Below are 24801 nucleotides of genomic sequence, written 5' to 3' on the forward strand. Positions count from 1 at the left end.
GCCAATCCGCAGGGCCGGCCATCACTTCATCAATCACTTCATGTACGAGCGCATCACCGACAGCACAAGGTCCACGTCGTCATCACGGGCCTGGCCGCCGGCCGTGCCATCGGCCAGATGGGTGCGCACATGGCCCTCGAGCACCTCGAAGATCATGCCGTTGACGGCGCCGCGCACGGCTGCCAGTTGCTGGAGGATGGCCGCGCAGTCGTGCTCGGCCTCGAGCGCGCGCTCCAGCGCCTGGGCCTGGCCCTGGATGCGGCGGATGCGCGTGAGCAAGCGCTTCTTGTTCTGAATCGTATGTGCCATGAAGGCCATTCTAGGCGCCTGCATATACTGGGGTACAGTATCTGCATGCGCAGCATTCCATCCCTCTCGACCGCTGGCGGCGCCAGCCCCAGGCAGCATTCACACCGTTTCGACGAAGGCAACCCGCTGGGCGAGCGCCGTGCCATGCTGGCTGCGGGGCTGACGGCGGCCATGATGGTCGGAGAGATCGCAGGCGGGTACGGATTCAACTCCATGGCGCTGCTGGCCGATGGCTGGCACATGGGATCGCACGCGCTGGCGCTGGGGCTCTCAGCTGGCGCCTATGCGGCCGCGCGCAGATTGGCGGGCGATACGCGCTTTGCCTTCGGCACCTGGAAGATCGAGGTGCTGGCCGGCTACACCAGCGCCATCTTGCTGCTGCTGGTGGCGGGCGGCATGGCCTGGCAGTCGGTGCAGCGCCTGTTCTCGCCCTCGCCCATCCATTACGAGCAGGCACTGGGCGTGGCCGCACTGGGCCTGCTGGTCAACCTTGTCTGCGCCTGGCTGCTGAAGGGCGGGCACGGGCATCACCACGGTCACGACCACGGACATCACCACGGGCACGGCAGGCATGCGCACGGCGGCCACGCGGGCGACCGCCATCACGGCGACCACGGTGACCATGACGACCACGGCGATCTCAACCTGCGCTCGGCCTACCTGCATGTGCTGGCCGATGCCGCCACCTCGGTGATGGCCATCGCCGCCCTGTTCGGCGGCATGGCCTGGGGCCTGGGATGGCTGGACCCGGCCATGGGCCTGGCCGGCGCCGTGCTGGTGGCGGCATGGGCCATGGGCCTGCTGCGCGACAGCAGCCGCGTGCTGCTGGACGCCGAGATGCACGCCCCCGTGGTCAGCGAGGTGCGTGAGGCCATCGCCCAGGCGCCGTTTGCCGCGCAGATCTCCGACCTGCATGTCTGGCGCGTGGGCAAGGCGCGCTACGCCTGCATCGTGGCGCTGGACGCGCCCGCAGGCGTGGACCCCGATGCCGTGCGCCAGCTGCTGGGCGTGCACGAGGAACTGGTCCACGTCACGGTGGAGGTCAACCGGCCGCAGCCGGCTGCGACACACTGAGCCTACTGCGCGCCGGCCACCGCAGCCTGGCGCGCACCGGGCTGCTTGAACAGCTTGAAGTACGGCGTGTTCGACGGATTCACCGGGATGTCGAACTTGCGCACCATGGCATAGGTCTGGATCTGGTCGTGCAGCGGCAGGTAGATCAGCTCCTTTTGCACCGTGCTCCAGATGGAGTGGATGGTGGCATCGCGCTTGCGCGCATCGCCCTCGGAGGCCAGGGAGACGATCTGGCTGTCCAGCTCGGCATTGCTGTAGCGCGTGGCATTGGTGTTGCCCCGGCCATTCTTGCCGCGCGTGTGCACCAGGTAGTCGAAGACGTAGGCCGAGTCATAGGTGGGCACGCCCCAGCCGTAGAGGTAGAAATCCGTCTCCTGGTTGTTGATGGCCGCCGTCTGGATGGCCAGCGGCCGGGACGACACGGCCGTCTTCACGCCGATGCGGCCCAAAAAGCCGGCGATGGCCTGGCAGATGGCCTCGTCGTTCAGGTAGCGGTCGTTCGTGCAATGCAGGGTGATGCCGAAGCCGTTGGGATAGCCGGCCTCGGCCAGCAGCTTCCTGGCCTGGGCCAAGTCGGCCTTGCCCACGGCGCCAAAGGATTTCTCGTAGCCATGCACAAAGGGCGGCGCAATGATGTTGGTGGGCACGGACAGGCCGCGCATCACGGCGCGCTGTATGGCCTGCCGGTCTATGGCCAGCTGGAAGGCCTGGCGCACGCGCAGGTCAGCCAGCGGGTTCTTGTCCTTCACATCGGAATGCGACAGCGGGGCGGCGCCCACGTTCAGGCCCAGGAAGATGGTGCGGTTCTCGGCGGCCTGGTTGATGCGAAAGCGCGGGTCGGCGCTCAGGCGCGCAATGTCCTGGATGGGCAGGTCCTGCACGAAGTCCACCTCGCCCGACAGCAGCGCCGCCACGCGCGTGGCCTGGGACTTGATGGGCAGGTAGACCAGTTCGTCGATCTCCAGCGGGAACAGCCCCTTGCCCCAGTAGCCGGGAAACTGCCGCAGCACGGTGCGCGTGTCCTGCTCGCGCGAGGCGATGACGTAGGGCCCCGTGCCGTTGGCGTTGCGCGTGGCGTAGTTCTCTTCCTTGGCCAGCGCGTTCTGCGGCTGCTCGGCACCATGGGCCTTGGCCCAGGCGGCGCTCAGGATCTGGATGTTGATGAGGCTGGCCGGCAGCAGCGGGTTGGGCCCGTTGGTCCTGATGTGCACGGTGAAGGCATCGACCTTGGTCACGTCGGTGATCGAGGTCAGCAGCGAGCGCATGTCCGAGGTGGCCGAGCGCGCGCGGCGCAGCGAGAACAGCACGTCGTCGGCCGTGAACAGGCTGCCGTCATGAAACTTCACGCCCTTGCGCAGCTTGAACTCCCAGACCGAGGGGTCGGCAGTCAGCGCCCAGGACGTGGCCAGGGTGGGCAGCAGCTTGCCATCGGCCGTGCGGATGATCAGCGGCTCGTAGATCTGGTGCAGCAGGTTGTGGTTGGGGCCGTTGTTCAGCGCGTGCGGGTCCAGCGTGGATGCGTCGGTGGAGCGCGCCCAGCGCAGGGTTTCGGCCTGGGCGGGCGGTGCGCACAGCAAGGCTGCGGCCAGGGCGGGGAGCAGTGCGGAAGTTCGCAGGGTGCGCAAGTGGGTGCGCAGCAGGGAAAGGCGAGGCAGGAAGCGTCTTTGGGTCATGAAGTGTCCTGGCAGCCGGAACAAGATCGCAGAAAGGCGGCGGCGGGTGCCGCGCCGGCTGCACCAGACGGCCGATTGTGTGGAGCCACCAGCCCGCCGCAAAGCCCGATTGCGCCTATGCAAATGCGCTGCGCGCAGATGCAAAGCGCTGCGACAGCAGGGCGTACAGCGCGCGCAGGCCCTGGGCTTCGCCGCCCCTGGGCCGGCCGGGGCGCTCCTCCAGATTCCAGGCGAACAGGTCCAGGTGCAGCCAGGGCAGCTCGGGCGGCACAAAGCTCTCCAGGAACAGCGCAGCCGTGATGGCGCCGCCCTGCGGCGTGCTGGCGGCGTTGAGCAGGTCGGCCTGGTCGGAACGGAGCATGCGGCGGTACGGCGCCCACAGGGGCAGGCGCCACAGCGGGTCGGCCTGCGCGCGGCCCTGGGCCAGCAGCGCATCGGCCCAGCCGTCATGGTTGCTGAACAGCGCAGGCAGGTCCGGCCCCAGCGCCGTGCGCGCAGCGCCCGTGAGCGTGGCCAGGTCGATCAGCAGCGCGGGCGGCGTGGGCGCGCTGCGAATGGCGTGGTGCAGCGCATCGGCCAGCAGGAGCCGGCCTTCGGCATCGGTGTTCTCGATCTCCACGCGCCGGCCGTCACCGGCCTCGATGATGTCGCCGGGCCGCAGCGCACCGGCACCCACGGCGTTCTCCACCGCAGGCACCAGCAGCTTCAGGTGGATGGGCAGGCCCGCCTGCATCAGCAGATCGGCCAGGGCCAGGGCGTGTGCGGCGCCGCCCATGTCCTTCTTCATCCAGCGCATGCCTGCGGCGGGCTTGAGGTCCAGCCCGCCGGAGTCAAAGCACACGCCCTTGCCGATGAGCACCACATGGGGCAGCGCGGCATCGCCCCAGGTCAGCTCGGCCACGCGCGGCGCCTGGGCCGCCCGGGACGCCGCCCGACCCACGGCGTGCACCAGGGCAAAGCCTGCGGCGGGCAGCTCGTCGCCCACCCATTGCCGGTAGCGCGCGCCATGGCGCGCGGCCAGGTCGGCCACGGCCTGGGCCAGCTGTTCGGGACCCAGCTGGTTGGCAGGCAGGTTGACCAGCCGCCGCACCTCGCCAATGGCGGCGGCCATTGGCGCGACGGCGGCCTGCTCATCGGGGCTTGCCACCAACCGAGCGAGTGATAGAGCGAGTGATGGAGCGGTTGCCGCATCCGACTGCCGCGCCTGGCGGGTCGATGGCAGCGCGCCCAGTGCCCAGCCCAGCAGCAGATGCGGCCTCTGAGCCTCATCCGCATCGGCGAGCGCATAGGTGCCGGGCGGCAGCGCAGCCGGCAGGCCGGCCAGCTGCCACAGCAGCTGGTCCGGGTCCACGCCGACCAGCACGCCAGCGAGGGCAGTGCCATCGCCCTGCCCTTCGCTCTGCATGCCGGGCAACAGCAGGATGCGGCCCGGCTGCGCATCAAAGCCTGCGGCGCGCGCCCATCGGGCCTGGGCCGGGGACAGTTGCTCCAGCACGGCCGCCAGCGTGGCGGGCGTGGCAAGGTGCAACGCCGTGGCGGGTTGGGATGAAATGGCAAAGGCGCCGGGACGGGAATCGGAATGGACAGTTGCGACGGGGCTGGACATGGCGTGGTCAAAGCGCGCCAGCCTAAAGGCCAGCCCGGCTATCGCAAACAAGCCTGCCGCATATGGATATGCGCAAACCCCTGATGGAAGGCAGCGCCAGAGCACAGCCATCGACGGCACAGGATGTCTGCCATGGTGCCAGCATATAATTAGCTACCATACAATATGCCAGCATCACACCCGGCGCACAGCGCCTCAACCCCAGGAAACACCATGTCCCACTATCTGGTCGAGCTCTATTCCCCCAACCCCGCCTGGCTGGCCCTGCCCGCCGCGCAGCGCCAGCAGTTTCTGGACGCGGTTGCCAGCGCCATGGGCGGCCTGGCTGCCATGGGCGTGCAGGTGCTGGCCCTGGCCGAGACCGAGCGCGGCCTGGACCAGGCCAGCCCGCACCGCTTCCTGGGCATCTGGCGCTTTCCCGATACCGCCGCGCGCGATGCCCTGCTGGCGGGCATCAAGGCCAGCGGCTGGTACGGCTACTTCGACCATGTGAACGCGGCCAGCGGCACCGGTGGCCTGGAAAGCCATCTGAAGGCGCTGGCCGAGGTCTGAGGCGGACGGGCGATGGGTGATGAATGGGTGCTGTATGGATGATGCCGCACCGGCGCTACGGCTGAATCGGGCAGCCCAGACGCTTGAGCGTCTCGTCGATCCATGGCGCGCTGTAGGTACCGGCAGCGATGTCGGCCACCATCCTGGCCTCAACGACCTGCTTCCCGAGTGCTGCATCCAGCAGGGCCTGCGCCTGCGCATGCGGTACGCACAGCAAGCCATCGTCATCGCCAATCATGAGGTCACCGGGCTCGATCACCATGCCATCAATGGCGATAGGCACATTGATTTCGCCCGGGCCGTCCTTGTAGGGTCCGCGGTGCGTGACGCCCGCGGCGAATACCGGGAAGCTGCCAGCACGAATCCATGCCGCGTCGCGGATCGCGCCGTTGATCACGATGCCGCCCAGCTGGCGACGCATGGCGTCTCCCACCATGATTTCTCCGATGAGTGCGTTGGTGAGGTCGCCACCGGCATCCACCACGATCACGTCACCTGGGCTGGCCAGTTGAAGTGCCTTGTGGAGCATGAGGTTGTCGCCCGGGCGGGTCTTGATGGTCAACGCGGGGCCGGCCATGCGCCCGCCGCCGTGCATGGGGCGCAGCCGCGCGCCGCCAGCCGTCATGCGGGCCATGCAGTCGCTGACGTTGGCAACAGGCACGTCGAGATAGCGCCTGGCAATATCGAGGCTGACAGCGCGTTGCCGCTTCAGAATTTGAAGACCGATCATGGTGTGGTGCTCAGAGTGGATGGAATGAAAGCCGTGCCGCTCAATCGAGCGTGGTGCCAGAGCTCTTGACGATGGGTGCCAGGCGTGCGCGGTCGCTGGCGTAGAGCCTGGCCATGTCCTGCGGTGTGCCGGTGATGAGTTCGGCGCCGGAGTCGGCGATCTTCCTGGCCGTGTCGGGTGCGTTCACCACCTTGTTGATGGCTTCGTTGAGCTGCCTGACGATGGCGTCGGAGGTGCCGGCCGGGGCCATCACGCCCCACACGCTGGCCAGCTCCACGCCCTTGATGCCGGATTCGGTGTAGGTCGGCACGTCGGGCAGCAGCTTGGAGCGGCTCGCGGTGGTCACGCCGATGGCGCGCACTTTGCCCGACTGGATGTGCGACAGCAGCGTGGGGATGGAGCCCATGTACATGTCGATGCGCCCGCCCAGCAGGTCGGGCATGGCCTGCGCCATGCCGCGAAACGGCACGTGGGTGAACTTCACATTCGAGCTTTTCTGCCAGGCCTCGCTGATGAGGTGCGAAATGGTGCCGGTGCCCGGCGTGGCAAAGCTCAGGCGCCCGGGTTCCTTCTTCGCCGCCTGGATGATGTCGTCCAGGGACTTGTACGGGGAATCGGCATTCACCACGAGCACGGCCGGGCCGGCTGCGACCAGGGCCACGGCGCGCAGGTCCTTGTCGGGGTTGTAGGTGAGCTTGGAGTACAGCAGCGGGTTGAGCACCACGTTGTCGGTCTGCGCCATCACCAGGGTCAGGCCGTCGGCGGGGGCCTTGGCCACCTGGTCCAGAGCCAGGTTGCCACCGGCACCGGGCTTGTTCTCCACCACGATGGCCCACCCATGGGCCTCGGTGAGCTTGGTGCCGACCAGCCGCGTGAGGTTGTCGGTGCCGCCACCGGCCGGAAAGGGCACGATGAACCTGATGGGTCGCTGCGGATAGGTGCCCTGGGCATGGGCCGGAGCCATGGCGGCAGCGGTCAGTGCCAGCAGGCCGGCGAGGGCCAGGCGGCGTCGGGTCGGGGTCGTCATTGCGGATGTCTCCTTTGGTGGTGTCGGTGGGCGCAGGGATACGTTGATCAGGGGCGGCTGGCGAGCACATGGCTGCCCAGCCAATCGATGGCCTCGTCGGTGGAGGTGCCGGTGAAGGGCTGCACCGCATGCGCCCGGGCCGTGTCGGCGAACAGCGCCTCGACGGCGGTCAAGGCGATGGGCGCCAGGCCGTTGCGGGCCATCTGCTGCCGGGCCTCGGCCACCTCGTTGCGGCGGCGCGCGGAATGCGGGATGTGCGTGCGCACCATGGACTCCATCAGCGTGCGCAGCGGTGTCTCGTCGATGTCCTGCAGCACGGCATGCAGCTGCTCGCGCAGGCCCATCTGCTGGGCCGTCACCAGGCACTCCACGGCCAGCGCCTCGGTCCCCTTGGTGTAGATGCTGCGCAGGAGCTTGAGCGCGGCGGCATCGCCCGGCTGCCCGCCCACCACGCGAACGGAGCCGCCAAGGGGCAAGAACAATTCCTGTACAAAACCGGCCTTGCCACCGGCCACGAGCAGCGGCGTCTTGCTGCCGCCCAGGTTGACCGCGCCGGTGATGGCCACGTCCACGAAGTGCACCGCCCTGCCCTGGGCGACGCGCCGGGCCAGCTCGCCGCATTCGCGCATCTCCTGCGGGTCGGCCGTGGTCATGTCCACATAGACCACGCCATCGCGCAGATGGGGCAGGCAGGCCTCGAACAGGCTGCGCGCCACGGTGCCGAACACGGCGCTCACCACCACGTCGGCCTCGGCCAGCCAGGCGCCGGGCGCGGCATGCACCTGCGCGCCAGCGGCCTGCACGGCGTCGGCCACCGCAGCGTTGGGCTGCAGCTCGCACAGGCCCACCAGGCTGTGCCCCTGCTCCAAAAAGGCCTGCATGTAGCAGGCGCCGACCATTCCACCACCCAGTATTGCGAACTTCATAAAAATACAAATTTAAAACATTCATCGCAGTCTACGGAGTGCATCTCCTTTTTCTTCCTAGAGATTTCCCGTAGAACTTCGAATATTTGTACTTGTTTTGTATTTTTCGGAATGAAGCGAAGCGAAACGGGTCCCTCCGCCGTCACCTAGAATCGGCGCACCACTCCCATCCACTTGGTGCAAACACAGTGCAAAACGTGAAAGACAAGGCGTACGAGGTTCTGCGGCAGCGGCTCATCGGCGGCCACTACCGACCCGGCGAACAGCTCAAGGAGGAGCCCATTGCCCGCGACCTGGGACTGAGCCGCACACCGGTGCGCAATGCGCTGCACCGCCTGGTGGAAGATGGCCTGGCCACCGATGGCGCGGGCCAGGGTATCCGCGTGTCGGAGTGGAGCGATTGGGATGTGGAGGAGACCTTCCAGCTGCGCATGCTGCTGGAGCCGTACGCCTCGTTCCTCGCGGCCACGCGCGGCGGCGAGGGGCTGGCCGATGAGCTGGAGGCCAGCAACCAGCGCATGGAGGCCGGCATTGCCGCTGGCCACGACGGCATTGGCGAGGTGCAGTCAGCCAACCGGGATTTTCACCACGCGCTGATCGAGGCATCGGGCTCGCCGCGCCTCAAGACCATGCTGGCGACGATGATCGACATGCCGATCATCAAGCGGTCGTTCTACATCTACACGCCCGAAGAGCTGGTGCAAAGCCTGCACCACCACTGCGACCTGGTGATCGCCATACGTGCCAGGGATGGGGAGCTGGCACGCCAGGTGATGCAGCTGCACCTGCGCATGTCCTACCACCGATTCATGAAGCATCGAGGGGAATACCGCGCGGATGCATGAGCGGTGTCATGACCGGGGCTGAACCCTTTGCGCTGACTGCACCCGGTACAGCCGCGGCAGCCAGACAAAGGCGATGAGGACCAGCACAACGCCTGCCAGCGCCATGGGCAGCACCATCGGCCAGGCACCGTGGCGCATGGTCGGATCGACAAATTGCGCCGCCAGCTGGCCGGCGCAGAAGGCCACGCACATGATCGCGAAGCCCGAACACGACACGGCCCGCCCGGCCAGCTGCGGCGGCAGGCCACCCACCGCGCCCGCCTGGCCGCAAGGCTGGTGCAGGCCATGGCCCAACGCGTATACCGCGTGCCCTAGCAACAATGGAAAGGGCGAGTTCGGCGCCAGCACGCAGCCGGCTATCTGGATGCACGGCCCCAGCAGACTGAGCGAAGCGCCCAGCTGCACCGTGCGCACCGGCCCGTGGCGCGACAGCAGGCGCCGGCACCATGTGATGCCGAGGATGTAGACCAGCGAGCCGCCTGCTGGAATCCAGCCGTAGAGCACGGGCGACAGGCCGAACAGGTCGACGTACACCATCGGCGACAGTAGCAAAAAGCAGAAGATGCCGCCGTAGGTGGTTGCGGCCAGCGCCGTCCAGGCGCAAAAGCTGGGGTCGGCGAACACCTGGCGCACACCGCCAGCGGATACGGATACGGGTACGGATGCGAGGACCGGGGCAGACTCCGCCGGCGCTTGCCGCGACTCGCTGAACATGCGCCAGCACAGTGCCAGCAAAGCCAGCGAGTAGACGCCCATCGCCCCCAGCACCCAGCGCCAGCCGGCGGCCTGGACTGCCCATGCACCGGCAATCGGCGCCACCAGGGCCACCAGCCCCAGGCCCATCAGGCCGCGGGCCATGATGCGCGGACCTTCATGGGCCGGATACAGGTCGCGCACCGCAGCCCGTGCGCACACCAGGATGGCCGCCATGGCCGCGCCCTGCACGGCGCGCCAGGCCACCAGTGCGTCCGCGCTGCCCGCCAGCGCACAGCCTGCCGCCGCTGCCGTGTAGCAGGCCAAACCCGTCAGCAGAACGGGCCGGCGCCCGAAGCGGTCGGCCAGCGGTCCGCACACCAGCTGGGCGACACCGAAGGCCAGCATGAACACGGTCAGGCTGCTGCTGGCCGAGCCCAGGTCGCGCGCGATCTCGGGCAACGCCGGCAGATAGCCATCGGTGGCGACCGGCTGCGCGGCCAGCAGCAGCGGCAGCAGCAGGAGAAAGGAAACGGAGCGGCGCGGGCCGGGATCAGCGAAGTTCATCTCAATGAAGCCTGGTCACGGCATGCCGCGCGTCGAGCGAGGCAGTTCCAAGGGAGATACATGGCCAGTTGCGCGCCAGGCATCCTATGCGACGGCGGACAGCGCGGCCCGCAGGCCCAGCAGGTAGCTGTCCGCGCCGAAGCCGCAGATCTGGCCCCGGACGATGTCGGCAAACACCGAGTGGTGGCGGAAGGGCTCGCGCGCATGGATGTTGCTCATGTGGATCTCCACCACGGGCACGGTGAGCATGGCCAGCGCGTCGCGGATGCCGTAGCTGTAGTGCGTCCAGGCACCGGCGTTGATGAGCACGCCATCGACGCCGTCCCGAAAGCCCTGGTGGATGCGCTCGCACATGGCGCCTTCGCAATTGGTCTGGAAGCTGTCCACCTCGCAGCCCAGCTGGCTGCCCAGGCTGCGCAGCGAGGCGTCGATCTCGGCCAGCGTGACCGTGCCGTATTGGGCGGGGTCGCGCTGGCCGAACATGTTGTGGTTGATGCCGTGCAGCATCAGGATCTTTTTCATGGAGGCTCCGTGGCTTGATGTCATGGATGGAGGATGGCGCGCCGGTGATGTCCGGGTCACGCCGTGGTGTCGATGGCGGCGCCCATGCGGGCAGCCTCTGCAATGGCCTCGGTGATCTGCAGGTTGCGCAGGCCGTCGTGCACGCTGACCAGCGGCTCAGCCTGCCCGCGCGCCACCTGGGCGAAGTGGGCCATCTGGCGCACCAGCGGGTCCGAGCGCTCCACGGCGGCCACATCCAGGTCGAAGGGCTCATTCCAGGAGCGCTGGCCGGCCGATGCATAGGTCTTGAGCCGCATGCTCGGTATGGCCAGCGAGCCGAAGGTGCCCGCCACCAGGTAGCAGTCTTCGTCCTCATAGCTGGCATAGGCCTTGTTCTCCTGCGAGGTCTGCTCCCAGCTGCGCGCGCTGGCGGCCGTGTCCGAAAGCACAAAGCTGCCCAGCGCACCGCTGGCAAAGCGCAGGTTGATGGCCACCGTGTCTTCCACGGCAAAACCGCGCGTGGCATGCGAGGCGAAGGCCTGCACGGCCACGATGTCGCCGCACAGCATGCGCAGGTTGTGGACCTCGTGGATCATGTTGAGCAGGATGGGGCCGCCCCCGGCCTCGCGACGCCAGGAGCCTTCCTCGAAATAGGCGTCCGGCTTGTAGAACAGGGCCGCACCGGTCACGGCCACCAGGCGGCCCAGCCGCCCCTGGGCGATGAGGGCTGCGGCCCGCGCCATGATCGGGCTGTGGGCGCGGTGGTGGCCCACCAGCAGCCGGGCGCCGCAGCGATCGGCCAGCGCGGCCAGCCGCTGGGCCTCGGCCACGGTGGCGGTCACGGGTTTTTCCAGCAGCACGGGCAGGCGCGCATGCATGCACTGGGCCGCCTGCGGGGCATGCAGGCGGTTGGGCGTGGCCAGCACCACGGCGTCGGGCCGGTCATGGGCGATCAGCTCGCCCAGGTCGCGCCACAGCGGCACCCCGGCCCTTTGGGCAAGCTCCCGGGCTGCGGGCGCCGGGTCCACGATGGCGGACAGGTGGCAATCCGCCTGGGCCCCGATGGCGGCGATATGGGCCTGGCCGATCGCGCCGGCGCCGGCCACGGCAATGCGAAGCGGGTGCAGCTGTGCCATGGCATGCCCCCTCAGAAGCGGTGCAGCACGCCCAGCTGCACGCCCTTGATGGTGCGGCCGTTGACGTCGTCGGCCGATGTGAAGTTGGGCTTCATGCCGCCCGAGGCCGCCAGCCTAAAGCCCGCATTGCGGTCGTTCTTCAACTGCTCGGCCACCGCGTAGAGCATGGTGCGCCTGGACAGGTCGTAGTAGGCCGCGATGGCCCCGCCCGATGCGCCGCGCCCGCTGTCCGAGCCATCCTGTATGCGGCCCCACAGTGCGCCCACGCGCAGCTGCGGCGTCACGCGGTAGTCGGCCGACAGCTGCCAGACGCGGTAGAAGCGGCGCACATCGGCATTCGTGCCCGCCACCAGCCCGCCCACATTGCCCAGCACCGTGCCCGTGTTGTTGCCCGCCGAGCCCGCCGTGCTGTTGTTGGACCGCACAAAGGCCAGCTGGACCTTGCCCTTGCCGTAGTCGTAGTTGGCGTAGAGGTTGTCGTAGCGGACCGCGTCGGTATAGGCCGCGCTCTGCGGCGCACGCGCATACAGCCCGGCATAGCCGACGCGGTAGGGACCGTTCAGGTAGTCCAGGCCCAGCTGGTAGATGGCCTGGCGCGCTGGAGCACCGGTCTCGGCCATGGTGTAGTGGGCCTCGAACAGGAAGCCGGCCATGCGCGGCGAGGTGTAGGAGATGTCGTTGTCGAAGCGCGAGGGCACGCCAAAGTTGTTGACCATCGATCCCAAGGTGCGCGAGGTGAAGTCGATGTAGTCGCCGCGCCCGAAGATCACGGTGTTCTGCCGGCCCAGCCGCACCTCGCCCCAGCCGCCGCCCAGGCCCACCCAGCTTTGGCGGTCGAAGCCGCGCGTGCTGTCGGCCTGCGTGCCGTTGTCGGCGTTGATGCCCATCTCCAGCTGGAACTTCGCGTACAGGCCGCCACCCAGGTCTTCCTGACCGCGAAAGCCCAGGCGGCTGCGCAGCAGGGCACCGTCCTCCAGCGTGGTCATGGATGCGCCCGAGCTGCTGCGCATGTGGTTGATGTACTGGTCCACGCTGCCGTAGATGGTGACCGAGGACTGGGCCTGGGCGCCCGCGCCCCAGGCGCCCAGCACGGTGGCCAGGGCCAGGATGCGAAGGGCCCCGCGCTGCGGCACTCGCGGTGTCTGGTGCATTTGCTGTTGCATGGTCTTGTCTCCTTCTCTGTGAAAAATGCTTTTTCGGGCGTGGCTGCGCCCTGCCCCGGACGCATCCAGGGCCGGTTGTCTGTCGGCTGGATCAGTAGGAGATGTGGGCGGTGGCGCGCAGCTGGTCGGGCGTGGCGCTGCCGAAGCCGAAGAATTCGAGGTAGGCGGGAATCATCTCGAACAGCATGTCCGTGCCTACCTGGAAGTCGCAGCCCTTGTCGCGCACGGCGCGCAGCAGCGGCGTGAACTCGGACTTCATCACCACCTCGCCCACAAAGGTGGTGGGCGCGATGCGCTGCACATCGAACGGCAGCGGGTCATCGTCCTTCATGCCCAGCGGCGTGGCGTTGACGACCACGTCAAAGCCCTGCGGGTCCCTGGAGCCCGTGCCCACCTTCATCCTCGGGTAGTAGGCAGCGAGCCGACCGGCCAGGGCCTGCGCGCTCTCGTCCCGCGTGTCGAACAGCATCAGCTCGCCCACGCCGGCTGCCGCAAGCGAGGCGGCAATCGCCGAGCCCACGCCACCCGCCCCGGAAATCAGCACCCGCGCGCCCTGCAACTGCCGCCCCTTGCGCAGCACGCCGCGCACAAAGCCCGCGCCGTCGAACTGGTCGCCCAGCAGCGTGCCGTCCTCGCGCCGCAGCACGGCATTGCAGGCGCCTGCAATGTGCACGGCGGGCGTGACCTCGTGCACCAGGTCCACCACGGACACCTTGTGCGGCATGGTGATCAGCGCGCCGCGCAGGTTGGTGAAACGCATGATGGCGGCAAAGTCGCTGGCGAAATGCGCCGCCTTCACGCCCATGGGCACGACGCAGGCGTCTATGCCCCGGCCGTCGAACCATGGGTTGTAGATCATGGGCGACTTGAAGGTCTCGGTCGGGTCGCCGATGTGCGCGATGAGTTTGGTTTTTCCGGAAATCATTTCCTGGGGCCTTCGGATGCCTTGGGTTGCAGGATTCAGCGGCCGGACTGGGCCAGGGCCTGGTTGCGCAGGCGGTCGTACTCGGCAGCTGCCACGGGCTGCGCACCGGCCTCGCCCAGGTCTTCCATGCGCACGCGGTAGGTCTCGCGGGCGCTCCACGCGGCCAGGGCGGCCACCACGGTGATGCCGAAGGCGATCAGGCCCACGGTCAGCCAGATGTTGTGCGCACCCGGAGGCGCCACGGCCGTGAACAGCGCGGGCAGCATGGCGGTGATGGCCGTGCCCAGGTTCTGCGAGATGGCCATGGCCGAGACGCGGGTGCGGGTGGGGAACAGCTCGGGGTAGAAGCTGGGGAACACCGCGTTGTAGCCCTGGTAGACCACGCCCCACATCAGGATGGACATGGCGAAGGCCAGCGGCATGTTGCGTTCGCTGATGGCGTAGAGGTAGCCGATGGCCAGCAGGCCCGACAGCAGCGCGCCGAAGATGATGGGCGGGCGCCGGCCGATGCGGTCGGACAGGTTGCCCACCATGGGGATCACCAGCACCGCGACGATGTTGCCCACCACGGGAATCCACAGGTACATGTCCTTGGCGAAGCCGATGCCGTAGGCGGGCTGCACCGCATAGGCCGCGCCGAAGATGGTGGCCACCACCGGGATCACGTTCATCAGCGCCATGCAGACCACGCGCAGCATGTCGGGCGAATGGTGGCGGAAGGCCTCGACCACGGGCGAACGCGGACGCGCCTCGCTGCGGCCTGCGGCGGTGAAGGCCGGGGTCTCGTTGACCTCGCGGCGGATGATCCAGCCCGCGATGATGACGACGAAGCTCAGGATGAAGGGAATGCGCCAGCCCCAGCTGTTGAACTGCTCGGGAGGCATGTAGTGCGCCAGCGGCAGGAACACAGCCGCTGCCAGGATCTGGCCGGCCTGCACGCCCTGCAGCGTGAAGCTGGCGAAGAAGCCGCGCCGCCCGAACGGGGCATGCTCCAGGATCATGGAGCTGGCGCCCGAGATCTCGCCGGCCACCGCGAAGCCCTGTATCAGCCGCATCAGCACCAGCAGCGCGGGCGCCCACAGGCCGACCTGGTCATAGGTGGGCAGCAGGCCCACGGCGATGGTGGAAAAGCCCATCAGGAACATGCACCACACCAGCACCTGCTTGCGCCCGTGCGTGTCGCCCAGGTGGCCCAGCACGAAGGCGCCGATGGGCCGCGCCACATAGCCCACGCCATAGGTGGCCAGCGAGGCGATGATGGCAATCGCCGGATCACCCTGCGGAAAGAAGATCTGCGGAAAGATCAGCGCAGCCGCCGTGGCGTAGATGAAGAAGTCGTAGTACTCCAGGGCCGAGCCTATCCAGCCGCTGGTGGCGGCCTTGCGCGGCTGGTGCCCGGTGGGCTGTGTGTGTATCGGGGTTGCGCTCATGTGTTGTCTCCTCCATGTAGAAAAGGCCCCTGCCCGATGCTTGCGGCCAGGCCGGCGGGATGTAAAAAATGTAGTTCCCGCCTATGGATGCGCCCAAGCCAATTTCGAAAGGCATGTGCGCTGATCGCACCGCGCTGTTCGATAATCGCACGCACCCAGGGTTAATACGGAAAAATCAAAACCGTCATGACAACACCTTCCACCCTCGCCCAGCGCGACTGGATTGCCGGACTGGAACGCGGCGTATCGATCATCGAAGCCTTTGACGACGCCCACCCGCGCATGACGGCCGCCGAGGCCGGCCAGCGCACGGGCATGACGCGCACCGCCGCGCGGCGCTACCTGCTGACGCTGCAGCACATGGGCTACGTGGCGGGGGACGGCAAGCTGTTCTGGCTCACGCCGCGCGTGCTGCGGCTGGGGCAGTCGTACCTGGAGTCGGCGCGGCTGCCGCGCATCGTCCAGCCGTTCCTGCAGCGCGTGGCCGCCGGCACCCATGAAACCGCCTACCTGGCGGTGCTGGACGACGACGAGGTGGTCTACATCGCGCGCAACGGACCCAACCGCAACATGAACACCGGCTATGTGCTGGGCGCGCGCGTGCCGGCCCAGGTCACGGCGGCCGGCATGCTGATGCTGTCCATGCGCAGCGACGCCGAGCTGGAGCACTGGCTGGACAACCGCGCGCTGACGGTCTTCACCTCGCACACCATCACCTGCCCCGCCGAAATGCGCCGCGAGCTGGCCTTGATCCGCACCCAGGACTGGGCCCTGTGCGAGCAGCAGCTGAACCTGGACTCGCGCGGCATTGCCGTGCCGCTGCGCGACCGCCACGGCGCGCTGGCCGGCGCCCTCAACATCACCATGCCCATGGGCCGCGAAACCGGCAAGGACGCCGTGGCGCGCGTGCTGCCCATGCTGCGCGAGACGGCGCAGGCCATGCGGGATCTGATCTGATGGTGAACAACACGGCCATGGCGCAACTTCCTGGCCTGGACATGCATGGCGGCGACGACCATCTGCTGCAGCATCTGCAGGCACTGGAAGTGCGGCTGCACGATCCGCAGGTGCGATCGGACGCAGGCCAGCTGCAGGCGCTGCTGCATGAAGACTTCCTGGAATTCGGCCGATCGGGCGGCATGCACGACCGGGCCGCCACCGTGGACGGCCTGGTGGCCGCCTTGCCAGCACAGGCCCCTGCCCGGCTGGTGTCAGGCGGCTTTGCGCTGGCGTGCCTGGGACCGGACAGCGCGCTGCTGACCTACCGCTCGGCCAGCGTGGCCGAGGATGGAACGGCCGGCCGGCATACGCTGCGCTCCTCGGTCTGGCTGCGCACGGCGCGGGGCTGGCAGATGCGCTTCCACCAGGGCACGCCCACGGCGCCATTCGACCTGGCCGCATCCATGCCATGAGCGGCCTGCGGCGTGTTCAGACGGTCTCGAACGCGTACTTTTCCGTATCCACCTCGCGCTGCGAGGCCACGGCATAGCGATCGCCCTGGATGCGCTCGGGCTTGAAGAGGTCGTCCAGTTCGGCCAGCAGGGCAGCGTCCAGGCGCACGGCGCCGCCGCGCAGGTCTTCGTGCAGGTGGTCCACGCTGGTGGTGCCCGGCAGGGCAATCACATGCTCGCCCTGATGCAGCACCCAGGCGATGGCCAGCTCGGCCAGCGTGCAGTCGGCGCGCTCGGCAATGGACTGCATGGGCGCGAGCAGCTGCAGGTTCTTCGCATAGGCCTCGGGCGCAAAGCGCGGCATGGCGGCGCGGATATCGCCCTTGACCAGTCCCTCGACCTCCTGGAGCTTGCCGGTGAGGAAGGCGCGGCCCAGCGGGCTGAAGGCCACGTAGGCAATGCCCAGTTCCTTGCAGGCCTGCAGCGTGCCCAGCTCGGCATTGCGCGACCACAGCGAATACTCGCTTTGCAGCGCGGCGATGGGGAAGGTGGCATGGGCGCGGCGCAGCGCGTCGGCGCCGATCTCGGACAGGCCCAGGGCGCGCACCTTGCCCTCTTCCACCAGGCGCGACATCTCGCCCACCGATTCCTCGATGGGCACGCGGCGGTCCCAACGGTGCAGGTAGTAGAGGTCGATGACATCGGTGCCCAGGCGCTGCAGGCTGTCTTCGCAATTGCGGCGCAGGGTCCTGGGGTGGCCATCGATCACGCGGCGCACCACGCCGTCGTCGCCGCGCACGCCGGCCATGCCGCATTTGCTGGCCAGGGTGATGTGGTTGCGGTGGGACTTGAGCACGGGGCCGACCAGGGATTCATTGGCGCCGAAGCCATACAGCGCCGCCGTGTCGAACAGCGTGACACCGGCGTCCAGCGCCGCATGCAGCACGGCCTTGCCCTGCTCGGGCGACGGCGGATGGCCATAGGCGTGGCTGAGGTTCATGCAGCCCAGGCCGACGGCGCTGACGGAGAAGGGACCCAGGTTTCGTGTGGACAGGTTGGTCATGGTGGCTCACAGGGAAAAGAAGAAAGGGAGCGGCCGGCGCTCCCTTGCAGTGCATTCGCACAACGATTTTGCCGTCAAACCGCAGCGCCCCGCACGCCCGTGCGCGCCCAGGCCGGCAGCGGCACGGGCCGGTGCAGCACGTCGTCGTTGAGCCACTGCGCGCTGCGGCGCGCGCGCTCGGCCACGGTGTCCAGCGGCAGTTGCTGGTAGTCGTCGTTGAAGACCTCGAAGCTGTAGTCGCCACGGTAGCCCAGGCGGTCCAGGCGCAGCACCAGGTCGGCCAGGCGCTCGCTGTGCACGCCCTCGCCCGGAAACACGCGGAAGGTGCGCGCCGTGGCCATGCGCTCTTCGAAGGTGGGCGCGTCATGCCACATGAAGTCGGACAGCTGCACCAGGAAGATCTTGTCGCGGTCGATCAGCTCCAGCGCATCCAGCGGCGTCTTGGCGGCCAGGATGTGGAAGGAGTCCAGGCCGATGCCCAGGTTGGACATGTCGGCGCGGCAGACCACGTCCCAGCTGGTGGTGAATTCGTTGACGTTGCGGCCCCAGGACAGGCCCTCGTAGGCGATCTTCACGCCCAGCGGAATGCCGAGCATGGCCAGCTTGCGCAGGTCGCGCGCAATCACGTCGAGATCGCCCGTGGCATGGCGCGAGGTGGACGAGCAGGCCAGCAGCACGGGGCTGCCGATCTCGGCGCACATCTCCAGCATGGATTTGGCGATGTCCACCTTGTAGTGGTGCAGATGGTCGGACAGGCCCTCGAAGTCGCGCAGCACCTGAAAGCCCGTGGGCCGCAGGCCGCTGGCGCGCACCGCCGCCGCAGCCGCCTTGACGCCGCCCGGGTGGCCGGCCAGGTCGCGCGCGCTGAGCATGACCTGGGTGAAGCCCGCGCGCCGGATGGCGTCGAGCTTGGCCTCCAGCGAGCCATTCAGAGTGATGGTGTCCATGCCATAGCTGTCCAGCAAGCCCATGTTGCCCTCCAGGATCGTTGTGTGTATCGGCGGTTGAATCGGACGGCGGCGCGCCAGGCTTTGCGCTAGGCGTCGCGGTGCACCAGCTCGAACACCACGGTGCCCATGGCGTTGCGCGTGAGCGCGCCGCGGTCATCGGGGTGCAGGCGGCTCGATTCCACGAACTCCACGCCGCGCTGGCGCAAGGCCTGCACGGCAGCAGGCACGTCGGTGGTGCCCAGGCCGATGCGCTGCAGGCGCTCGGGCATGTCGTCCCACTCCAGGCCCGGATCGGGCTCGATGAGCTGCCACAGGAAGCGCTTGCAGGGGCTGCGCATGAGCTTGCCCTTGGGCAGGATGCCGAAGCGCTGCGCGTCGGGCAGCAGGTGGAAGTCGAACATGCGCTCGAAGTAGGTGATCCAGTCGGCGCTGCGGCCACGCCCTATGTACTGGACCACGCCGAAATAGCCCAGGCCGGCCAGCGCCGGCGGATGGGGATCGGCCCCGGCAACGGGCTTGAAGTCGATGTCATAGATGGAGAACTCCTGCCATCGATCGACAAAGTAGAAGCGGCTGCCACCCGGGCCGTGGATGGCCGGAATGTGCAGCTCCATCGCCTGGGCCTGGCTGGGCGCCGCCCAGGCTCCCAGCTCGATGCAGCGCGTATGCGCCTGCAGGGCATCCTGCACGCGCAGCGCCACGGCCGAGATGACGGGCTGCCCGTCGGACGCGGCATGGGCCAGCGCATCGGCGGCGCCCGCATTGACCACCAGGTTCATGCCCCCCTGCCGGTACAGCGTCACCTCGCGCGAGCGGTGCCGCGCCACGGGGCGAAAACCCAGCCCCTCCAGCACCTGGCCCAGGGCCTGGGGCTGGCTGGTCGTGTACTCGATGAACTCTATGCCGTCGATCCCGAGGCGATTGGACGCCTCGGGCACGTCTTCCCGGCTGCTGGAGGAGGAATCGGTCATTGCGGTACTCCGGGTGGAAACATGATCGTCGTGCCACGCCCAAGTGGCATCGCTCTCCTACGATCAAATACGCGTAAAACTGGCGCGGCCCAACTCAGAGACACCGAGGAAGGGCCGCCCCGCACCGAGGGTGTCGTCCCCCTTTCAGGGGGAAGACGCGAAGCGGCTCAGGGGGTGAGCTGTTTTTCCAGATCGTGCAGGACCTGATAGCAGGGCAGCACCTGGGCCACGCTGGAATTGGGCTCGCGGCCTTCGCGGATGGCGGCGAAGAACTCGCGGTCCTGCAGCTCGATGCCGTTCATGGACACGTCGACCTTGGAAACGTCGATCTTCTCTTCCTTGCCGTTGACCAGGTCGTCATAGCGCGCGATGTAGGTGCCGGTGTCGCCGATGTAGCGGAAGAAGGTGCCCAGCGGGCCGTCGTTGTTGAACGACAGGCTCAGCGTGCAGATGGCGCCATTGGCGGCCTTGAGCTGGATGCTCATGTCCATGGCAATGCCCAGTTCCGGATGGATGGGACCTTGCACGGCGTTGGCCTTCACGATGGGGCTGCCGGCCTGGTAGGCGAACAGGTCCACGGTGTGGGCAGCGTGGTGCCACAGCAGGTGGTCGGTCCAGCTGCGGGCCTGGCCCAGCGCGTTCATGTTGGTGCGGCGGAAGAAATAGGTCTGCACATCCATCTGCTGGATGTTGAACTCGCCGGCCGCGATCTTCTTGTGCACCCACTGGTGGCTGGGGTTGAAGCGGCGCGTGTGGCCGCACATGGCCACCAGGCCGGTCTGCTTTTGCAGATCGGCCACGGCCTGCGCGTCCTTGAGGCTGTCGGCCAGCGGGATCTCCACCTGCACATGCTTGCCGGCCTTCAGGCATTCGATGGCCTGGGCGGCGTGCATCTGCGTGGGCGTGCACAGGATGACGGCATCCACCTCGGGCAGGGCCAGGCTGTCGGCCAGCTCGGTGGTCACATGCTGGATGCCGTACTTGTCGGCCACTTCCTGGGTCTTGGCCAGCTCGCGGCCCACCAGGGAGACGACTTCCACGCCGTCGATGTTCTTGATGCCGTCCAGATGCTTGATGCCGAAGGCACCGGCGCCCGCCAGGGCGACTTTGATGGTCTTGTTGCTCATATGAGTCTCCGTAGAGCCGCCTCAAGGAGGCGAAGGCCCCCTCGGGGGGCAGTGAATACACGCAGTGATGAACGTGGGGGCCTCAGCCGTTCTCCAGGATGAGATGTCCCACGGCCGTATTGGACGCGGGCACATGGTAGAAGCGGTGGTTGACCTTGGGCAGCGGCGCGGGGCCGTCCACATCGGCCATGGCGCCGCGCGCGATCAGCCACATCACGAGCTCGATGCCTTCGGAGCCGGCCTCGCGCACGTAGTCGATATGCGGCATCTTGGCCAGGCCGGCAGGGTTCTCGATCAGCAGGTCCAGGAAGCGGTTGTCCCACTCCTTGTTGATCAGGCCCGCACGCGCGCCCTGCAGCTGGTGGCTCATGCCGCCCGTGCCCCAGATCTGCACGTTCAGGTCTTCGTCGAAGCTTTCCACGGCCCGGCGGATGGCCCGGCCCAGGTTGAAGCAGCGCTGGCCCGACGGCACGGGGTACTGCACCACGTTGACGGCAAACGGAATCACCGGGCAGGGCCAGGCGCCCGTGCGCGCGTCCTGCTCGCCGCACATCAGCGACAGCGGCACGGTCAGGCCGTGGTCCACGTCCATCTTGTTGACGATGGTCAGGTCGAAGTCCTGCTGGATCACCGACTGCGCAATGTGGCTGGCCAGCTCCGGATGGCCGACGACCTTGGGCACGGGGCGCGGGCCCCAGCCTTCGTCGGCGGGCTGGTATTCGGCGGCCGTGCCGATGGCAAACGTCGGGATGAAGTCCAGGCTGAACGCGGTCGCGTGGTCGTTGTAGACCAGGAAGATCACGTCGGGCCTGTTGTCCTTGAGCCATTGGCGCGAGTGCTCGAAGCCCTTGAACAGCGGCTGCCAATAGGGGTCGCCCACCTTGCCCAGGTCCATGGCCGCGCCGATGGCGGGCACATGCGAGGTGTAGACGGATGCGGTGATGCGCGCCATGTCAGTTGCCTTCCTTGTTGTTCTTGTCCACGCTGCCGGCCTTGCCCTGCGGCTGGCGGTGGGCCTGGGCATCGCCCTCCTCGCCCACGCGGCGGTTGCCTTCGGCCGAACGGCCTCCGCTCACCATCATGTTGCGGTATTCCTCTTCCGACATGCCGGTCATGGAGCCGGCCATTTGCTGGAAGCTCTTGCCATCCGTGGCGCCGATCTTGGCCAGGAAGTAGATGTTGCCGCCCGTGCGCATGCACCAGTTCAGATCGCGGGCCAGGACGGCCTGCTTCTGCTCCTCGCTCATGGCCCATTCGTCCAGGTAGGCACGCTCGTCGGCCTTGAAGCGCTCGCGGTTCTCGGCCTTCATCAGCGACATGCAGAACTGGTTGAGCCAGTAGCCTTTGCGGGACTGCTCGGCATCGAAAATGATGGTGCCGGGCACGTCCAGATAGGGTTTGTCCAATGCCATGGATATCTCCTTGAATATGTCCGGCACCCAGGCCGGACATGGTCGCCATCAGGCTTCTTCGGGCCAGTACAGACGCATGGGGTTGTCGACCAGCAGCTTCTTCTGCAGCTCGGCAGTCGGTGCAATGTGCGGGATGAAATCGACCAGCAGGCCGTCGTCGGGCATGTGGTCCTTCAGATTGGGGTGGGGCCAGTCGGTTCCCCACAGCACGCGGTCGGGGAATTCCTCGACCACGCGGCGGGCGAAGGGCACCACGTCACGGTAGGCATTTTGCTCGCCGTCCAGCGCCTTGGGGCCGGTGACGGACAGGCGCTCTGGGCAGCTGACCTTGCTCCAGACGTTCTGGTGCTCGCGCATGAACTTGAGAAACAGCTCGAACTCGGGCCCGTCCACGGGCTTGCTCACGTCGGGGCGGCCCATGTGGTCCACGACCACGGTGGTGGGCAGGCTGGTGAAGAAATCCCACAGCTCGGGCAGGTCCACGGCCTCGAAGTAGATGACCACATGCCAGCCGAGCTTGGCGATGCGGCCCGCGATCTCCATCAGCTCGTCCTTGGGCGTGAAGTCCACCAGGCGCTTGACGAAGTTGAAGCGCACGCCGCGCACGCCGGCGGCGTGCAGTTCCTGCAGTTCCTCGTCGGTCACGCTGCGGCGCACCGTGGCCACGCCGCGCGCCTTGCCGTCGGCGGCCTTGCAGGCATCGACCATGGCGCGGTTGTCGGCGCCGTGGCAGGTGGCCTGCACGATGACGTTGCGCGCAAAGCCCAGGTGGTCGCGCAGCGCGAACAGCTGCTGCTTGCTGGCATCGCAGGGCGTGTACTTGCGCTCGGGCGCGAACGGGAATTCATCGCCAGGGCCGAAGACGTGGCAGTGGGCATCGACAGCGCCTGCGGGCACCTGGAACTTGGGCTTGGAGGGGCCGGCGTACCAGTCCAGCCAGCCGGGGGTCTTTTCAAAAGCGCTCATATTCCCTCCTTCAATCGATGTAACGAAGGCCGGCCTTTTCGAGCGGCTCGCGCATCTTGTACATGTCCAGGCCCAGCACGCCGGAAGCCAGCTTGGCGCGCTTCTCGCCCTCGAAGCTCTCGCGCTTTTGCGCGGCAGCCAGGGTTTCGGCGGCCTTGGCGGCGGGCACGCAGACCACGCCGTCATCATCGGCCACGATCACGTCGCCGGGCGTGACCCACATGCCTGCGCAGACCACGGGGATGTTGACCGAGCCCAGCGTGGCCTTGATCGTGCCCTTGGAGGAGATGGCGCGGCTCCACACGGGGAAGTTCATTTCCTGCAGCGTCTTCACGTCGCGCACGCCGGCGTCGATGATCAGCGCCCGCGCGCCACGCGCCTGAAAGCTCGTGGCCAGCAGGTCGCCGAAGTAGCCGTCCGTGCATTCCGAGGTCACGGCCGCGACCACGATGTCGCCGGGCTGGATCTGCTCGGCCGCCACATGCATCATCCAGTTGTCACCGGGCTGCAGCAGCACGGTGACGGCCGTGCCCGAGACCTGCTGGCCCGCATAGATGGGACGCATATAGGGCTTGAGCAGGCCCACGCGGCCCATGGCCTCGTGGACGGTGGCCGAGCCCAGGGCGGCCAGGCCGTCGGCGGCCGCGCGGTCGGCGCGCTGGATGTTGCGGTAAACCACACCGAGTTCGTACATGGTGTTCTCCTTGATCTGTGGTGGCGGCCTGCTTACAGGCCCTTTTGCTTGAGGGCGGCGTCCAGGCGCGGGAACACGCGGCGCGCGTTGCCTTCGTAGACCTGGTAGCGCTCCTCTTCGGTGAGGTTGGCCGTGGCCTCGATGTAGCGCTTGGTGTCGTCGTAGTAGTGGCCCGTGGTCGGATCGATGCCGCGCACGGCGCCGATCATCTCGCTGGCGAACAGGATGTTCTTGACCGGGATCACCTTGGTCAGCAGATCGATGCCCGGCTGGTGGTAGACGCAGGTGTCGAAGAAGATGTTGTTGAGCAGGTGCTCGTCCAGCAGCGGCTTCTTGAGTTCCTGCGCCAGGCCGCGGAAACGGCCCCAGTGGTAGGGCACGGCACCGCCGCCATGGGGGATCAGGAACTTGAGCGTGGGGAAGTCCTTGAACAGGTCGCTGGTCAGGCACTGCATGAAGGCCGTGGTGTCGGCATTCAGGTAGTGGGCGCCCGTGGTGTGGAAGCACGCGTTGCAGCTGGTGGAGACGTGGACCATGGCCGGGATGTCGTACTCCACCATCTTTTCGTAGATGGGATACCAGGAGCGGTCCGACAGCGGGGGCGAGGTCCAGTGGCCGCCTGACGGATCGGGGTTCAGGTTGATGCCCACGTTGCCGTACTGCTCCACGCACTTGACCAGCTCGGGAATGCAGGTCTTGGGGTCCACCCCGGGCGACTGCGGCAGCATGGCGGCCGGGATGAAGTGATCGGGGAACAGCTGGCTGACGCGGTAGCACAGCTCGTTGCAGATGGCGGCCCAGGTGCTCGATGTCTCGAAGTCGCCGATGTGGTGCGCCATGAAGCTGGCGCGCGGGCTGAAGATGGTGAGATCGGAGCCGCGCTGCTTCATCAGCTTGAGCTGGTTGGTCTCGATGGTCTCGCGGATCTCGTCGTCGCTGATCTTCAGCTCGCTGGCCCGCGGGGCCTTGGACGGGTCCTTGAGTCCCGCGATCTGCAGGTCGCGCCAGGCGCCCAGGGCCGCGGGCGCGGTGGTGTAGTGGCCGTGTACGTCGATGATCATCGGAGGGTC

General features: G+C 67.5%; 26 protein-coding genes. 5 read left to right on the forward strand and 21 right to left on the reverse strand.

Features of this window, described 5'->3' with window-relative positions:
* Nucleotides 1-33: 33 nt before the first annotated feature.
* Nucleotides 34-309, reverse strand: a complete 276-nt coding sequence (locus ACF8O7_RS24460; protein WP_026062191.1) for a metal/formaldehyde-sensitive transcriptional repressor — start codon at nt 307-309, stop codon at nt 34-36.
* Nucleotides 310-354: 45 nt separating this feature from the next.
* Here ACF8O7_RS24460 and dmeF point away from each other — a divergent pair, with 45 nt between their 5' ends.
* On the forward strand, nt 355-1383 hold the full coding sequence (gene dmeF / locus ACF8O7_RS24465; protein WP_016450413.1) for a CDF family Co(II)/Ni(II) efflux transporter DmeF: 1029 nt from the start codon (nt 355-357) through the stop codon (nt 1381-1383).
* Between the two features lie 2 nt (nt 1384-1385).
* Here dmeF and ACF8O7_RS24470 read toward each other — a convergent pair whose 3' ends face one another.
* Both ACF8O7_RS24470 and ACF8O7_RS24475 read right to left on the reverse strand, forming a co-directional pair.
* Complete coding sequence (locus ACF8O7_RS24470) at nt 1386-3056, reverse strand: ABC transporter substrate-binding protein (protein WP_016451452.1); 1671 nt, start codon at nt 3054-3056, stop codon at nt 1386-1388.
* 115 nt (nt 3057-3171) lie between these two features.
* Nucleotides 3172-4662, reverse strand: a complete 1491-nt coding sequence (locus ACF8O7_RS24475; RefSeq protein ID WP_126312965.1) for a M17 family metallopeptidase — start codon at nt 4660-4662, stop codon at nt 3172-3174.
* Between the two features lie 213 nt (nt 4663-4875).
* Between ACF8O7_RS24475 and ACF8O7_RS24480 the strand changes: the two genes are divergently transcribed.
* On the forward strand, nt 4876-5214 hold the full coding sequence (locus tag ACF8O7_RS24480; protein WP_017404661.1) for a DUF6616 family protein: 339 nt from the start codon (nt 4876-4878) through the stop codon (nt 5212-5214).
* A gap of 55 nt (nt 5215-5269) precedes the next feature.
* Here ACF8O7_RS24480 and ACF8O7_RS24485 read toward each other — a convergent pair whose 3' ends face one another.
* The 3 genes from ACF8O7_RS24485 to ACF8O7_RS24495 are packed head-to-tail and all read right to left on the reverse strand — an operon-like array spanning nt 5270 to nt 7897.
* Nucleotides 5270-5944 (reverse strand): RraA family protein, encoded by a 675-nt coding sequence (locus ACF8O7_RS24485; RefSeq protein ID WP_034395703.1) that lies wholly within the window; start codon nt 5942-5944, stop codon nt 5270-5272.
* Between the two features lie 40 nt (nt 5945-5984).
* Nucleotides 5985-6971 carry a tripartite tricarboxylate transporter substrate binding protein gene (locus ACF8O7_RS24490; RefSeq protein ID WP_016450417.1) on the reverse strand — a complete coding sequence of 329 codons (987 nt, stop codon included), beginning with the start codon at nt 6969-6971 and terminating at the stop codon, nt 5985-5987.
* Nucleotides 6972-7018: 47 nt separating this feature from the next.
* Complete coding sequence (locus ACF8O7_RS24495; RefSeq protein ID WP_392444482.1) at nt 7019-7897, reverse strand: NAD(P)-binding domain-containing protein; 879 nt, start codon at nt 7895-7897, stop codon at nt 7019-7021.
* A gap of 188 nt (nt 7898-8085) precedes the next feature.
* Between ACF8O7_RS24495 and ACF8O7_RS24500 the strand changes: the two genes are divergently transcribed.
* Nucleotides 8086-8742, forward strand: coding sequence for a GntR family transcriptional regulator (locus ACF8O7_RS24500; protein WP_012206234.1), 657 nt, complete (start codon nt 8086-8088; stop codon nt 8740-8742).
* Between the two features lie 6 nt (nt 8743-8748).
* Here the strand turns inward: ACF8O7_RS24500 and ACF8O7_RS24505 are convergent, their stop codons facing one another.
* From ACF8O7_RS24505 to ACF8O7_RS24530, 6 genes are all read right to left on the reverse strand, one after another.
* On the reverse strand, nt 8749-10002 hold the full coding sequence (locus tag ACF8O7_RS24505; protein ID WP_392444484.1) for an MFS transporter: 1254 nt from the start codon (nt 10000-10002) through the stop codon (nt 8749-8751).
* 84 nt (nt 10003-10086) lie between these two features.
* On the reverse strand, nt 10087-10524 hold the full coding sequence (aroQ, locus tag ACF8O7_RS24510; RefSeq protein WP_151020559.1) for a type II 3-dehydroquinate dehydratase: 438 nt from the start codon (nt 10522-10524) through the stop codon (nt 10087-10089).
* Nucleotides 10525-10580: 56 nt separating this feature from the next.
* Nucleotides 10581-11639, reverse strand: a complete 1059-nt coding sequence (locus tag ACF8O7_RS24515) for a Gfo/Idh/MocA family protein (RefSeq protein WP_392444486.1) — start codon at nt 11637-11639, stop codon at nt 10581-10583.
* Between the two features lie 11 nt (nt 11640-11650).
* Nucleotides 11651-12802: a porin gene (locus ACF8O7_RS24520; protein WP_209802046.1), complete on the reverse strand. Its 1152-nt coding sequence runs from the start codon at nt 12800-12802 to the stop codon at nt 11651-11653.
* Nucleotides 12803-12893: 91 nt separating this feature from the next.
* Nucleotides 12894-13727 (reverse strand): shikimate dehydrogenase family protein, encoded by an 834-nt coding sequence (locus tag ACF8O7_RS24525; protein WP_392444488.1) that lies wholly within the window; start codon nt 13725-13727, stop codon nt 12894-12896.
* A gap of 35 nt (nt 13728-13762) precedes the next feature.
* Nucleotides 13763-15157, reverse strand: a complete 1395-nt coding sequence (locus ACF8O7_RS24530; RefSeq protein ID WP_392414015.1) for an MFS transporter — start codon at nt 15155-15157, stop codon at nt 13763-13765.
* A gap of 186 nt (nt 15158-15343) precedes the next feature.
* On the opposite strand from ACF8O7_RS24530, the gene ACF8O7_RS24535 reads away from it, so the two are divergent.
* Nucleotides 15344-16114, forward strand: coding sequence for an IclR family transcriptional regulator C-terminal domain-containing protein (locus ACF8O7_RS24535; RefSeq protein WP_012206241.1), 771 nt, complete (start codon nt 15344-15346; stop codon nt 16112-16114).
* 17 nt (nt 16115-16131) lie between these two features.
* Complete coding sequence (locus ACF8O7_RS24540) at nt 16132-16569, forward strand: DUF4440 domain-containing protein (RefSeq protein WP_392444489.1); 438 nt, start codon at nt 16132-16134, stop codon at nt 16567-16569.
* A gap of 16 nt (nt 16570-16585) precedes the next feature.
* On the opposite strand, the gene ACF8O7_RS24545 is transcribed toward ACF8O7_RS24540, so the two are convergent.
* The 9 genes from ACF8O7_RS24545 to ACF8O7_RS24585 all read right to left on the reverse strand — a co-directional run bounded on the left by ACF8O7_RS24545 (nt 16586) and on the right by ACF8O7_RS24585 (nt 24792).
* Complete coding sequence (locus ACF8O7_RS24545; protein ID WP_034366787.1) at nt 16586-17611, reverse strand: aldo/keto reductase; 1026 nt, start codon at nt 17609-17611, stop codon at nt 16586-16588.
* A gap of 74 nt (nt 17612-17685) precedes the next feature.
* A complete protein-coding gene (locus ACF8O7_RS24550) occupies nt 17686-18582 on the reverse strand; it encodes a sugar phosphate isomerase/epimerase (protein WP_016450427.1) in 897 nt (298 codons plus the stop codon).
* Between the two features lie 65 nt (nt 18583-18647).
* Entirely contained in the window at nt 18648-19532 is an 885-nt protein-coding gene (locus tag ACF8O7_RS24555) for a 4-hydroxyphenylpyruvate dioxygenase (protein WP_392444491.1), read from the reverse strand.
* Nucleotides 19533-19699: 167 nt separating this feature from the next.
* On the reverse strand, nt 19700-20659 hold the full coding sequence (locus ACF8O7_RS24560) for a Gfo/Idh/MocA family oxidoreductase (RefSeq protein ID WP_016450429.1): 960 nt from the start codon (nt 20657-20659) through the stop codon (nt 19700-19702).
* An 82-nt stretch (nt 20660-20741) separates the two neighbouring features.
* Complete coding sequence (locus tag ACF8O7_RS24565) at nt 20742-21611, reverse strand: class III extradiol dioxygenase subunit beta (protein ID WP_392444493.1); 870 nt, start codon at nt 21609-21611, stop codon at nt 20742-20744.
* A 1-nt stretch (nt 21612) separates the two neighbouring features.
* Nucleotides 21613-22071, reverse strand: coding sequence for a protocatechuate 4,5-dioxygenase subunit alpha (ligA, locus tag ACF8O7_RS24570; RefSeq protein ID WP_016450431.1), 459 nt, complete (start codon nt 22069-22071; stop codon nt 21613-21615).
* A gap of 48 nt (nt 22072-22119) precedes the next feature.
* Nucleotides 22120-23037 carry an amidohydrolase family protein gene (locus tag ACF8O7_RS24575; protein WP_046987197.1) on the reverse strand — a complete coding sequence of 306 codons (918 nt, stop codon included), beginning with the start codon at nt 23035-23037 and terminating at the stop codon, nt 22120-22122.
* A gap of 10 nt (nt 23038-23047) precedes the next feature.
* Nucleotides 23048-23731, reverse strand: a complete 684-nt coding sequence (ligK, locus tag ACF8O7_RS24580; RefSeq protein ID WP_012206250.1) for a 4-carboxy-4-hydroxy-2-oxoadipate aldolase/oxaloacetate decarboxylase — start codon at nt 23729-23731, stop codon at nt 23048-23050.
* Between the two features lie 32 nt (nt 23732-23763).
* A complete protein-coding gene (locus ACF8O7_RS24585; RefSeq protein ID WP_016454681.1) occupies nt 23764-24792 on the reverse strand; it encodes an amidohydrolase family protein in 1029 nt (342 codons plus the stop codon).
* Nucleotides 24793-24801: the final 9 nt, after the last annotated feature.

Origin of the sequence: Delftia sp. WSY_16 (assembly GCF_043104415.1) — a bacterium.
Taxonomy (GTDB): Bacteria; Pseudomonadota; Gammaproteobacteria; order Burkholderiales; family Burkholderiaceae_C; genus Comamonas; species Comamonas tsuruhatensis.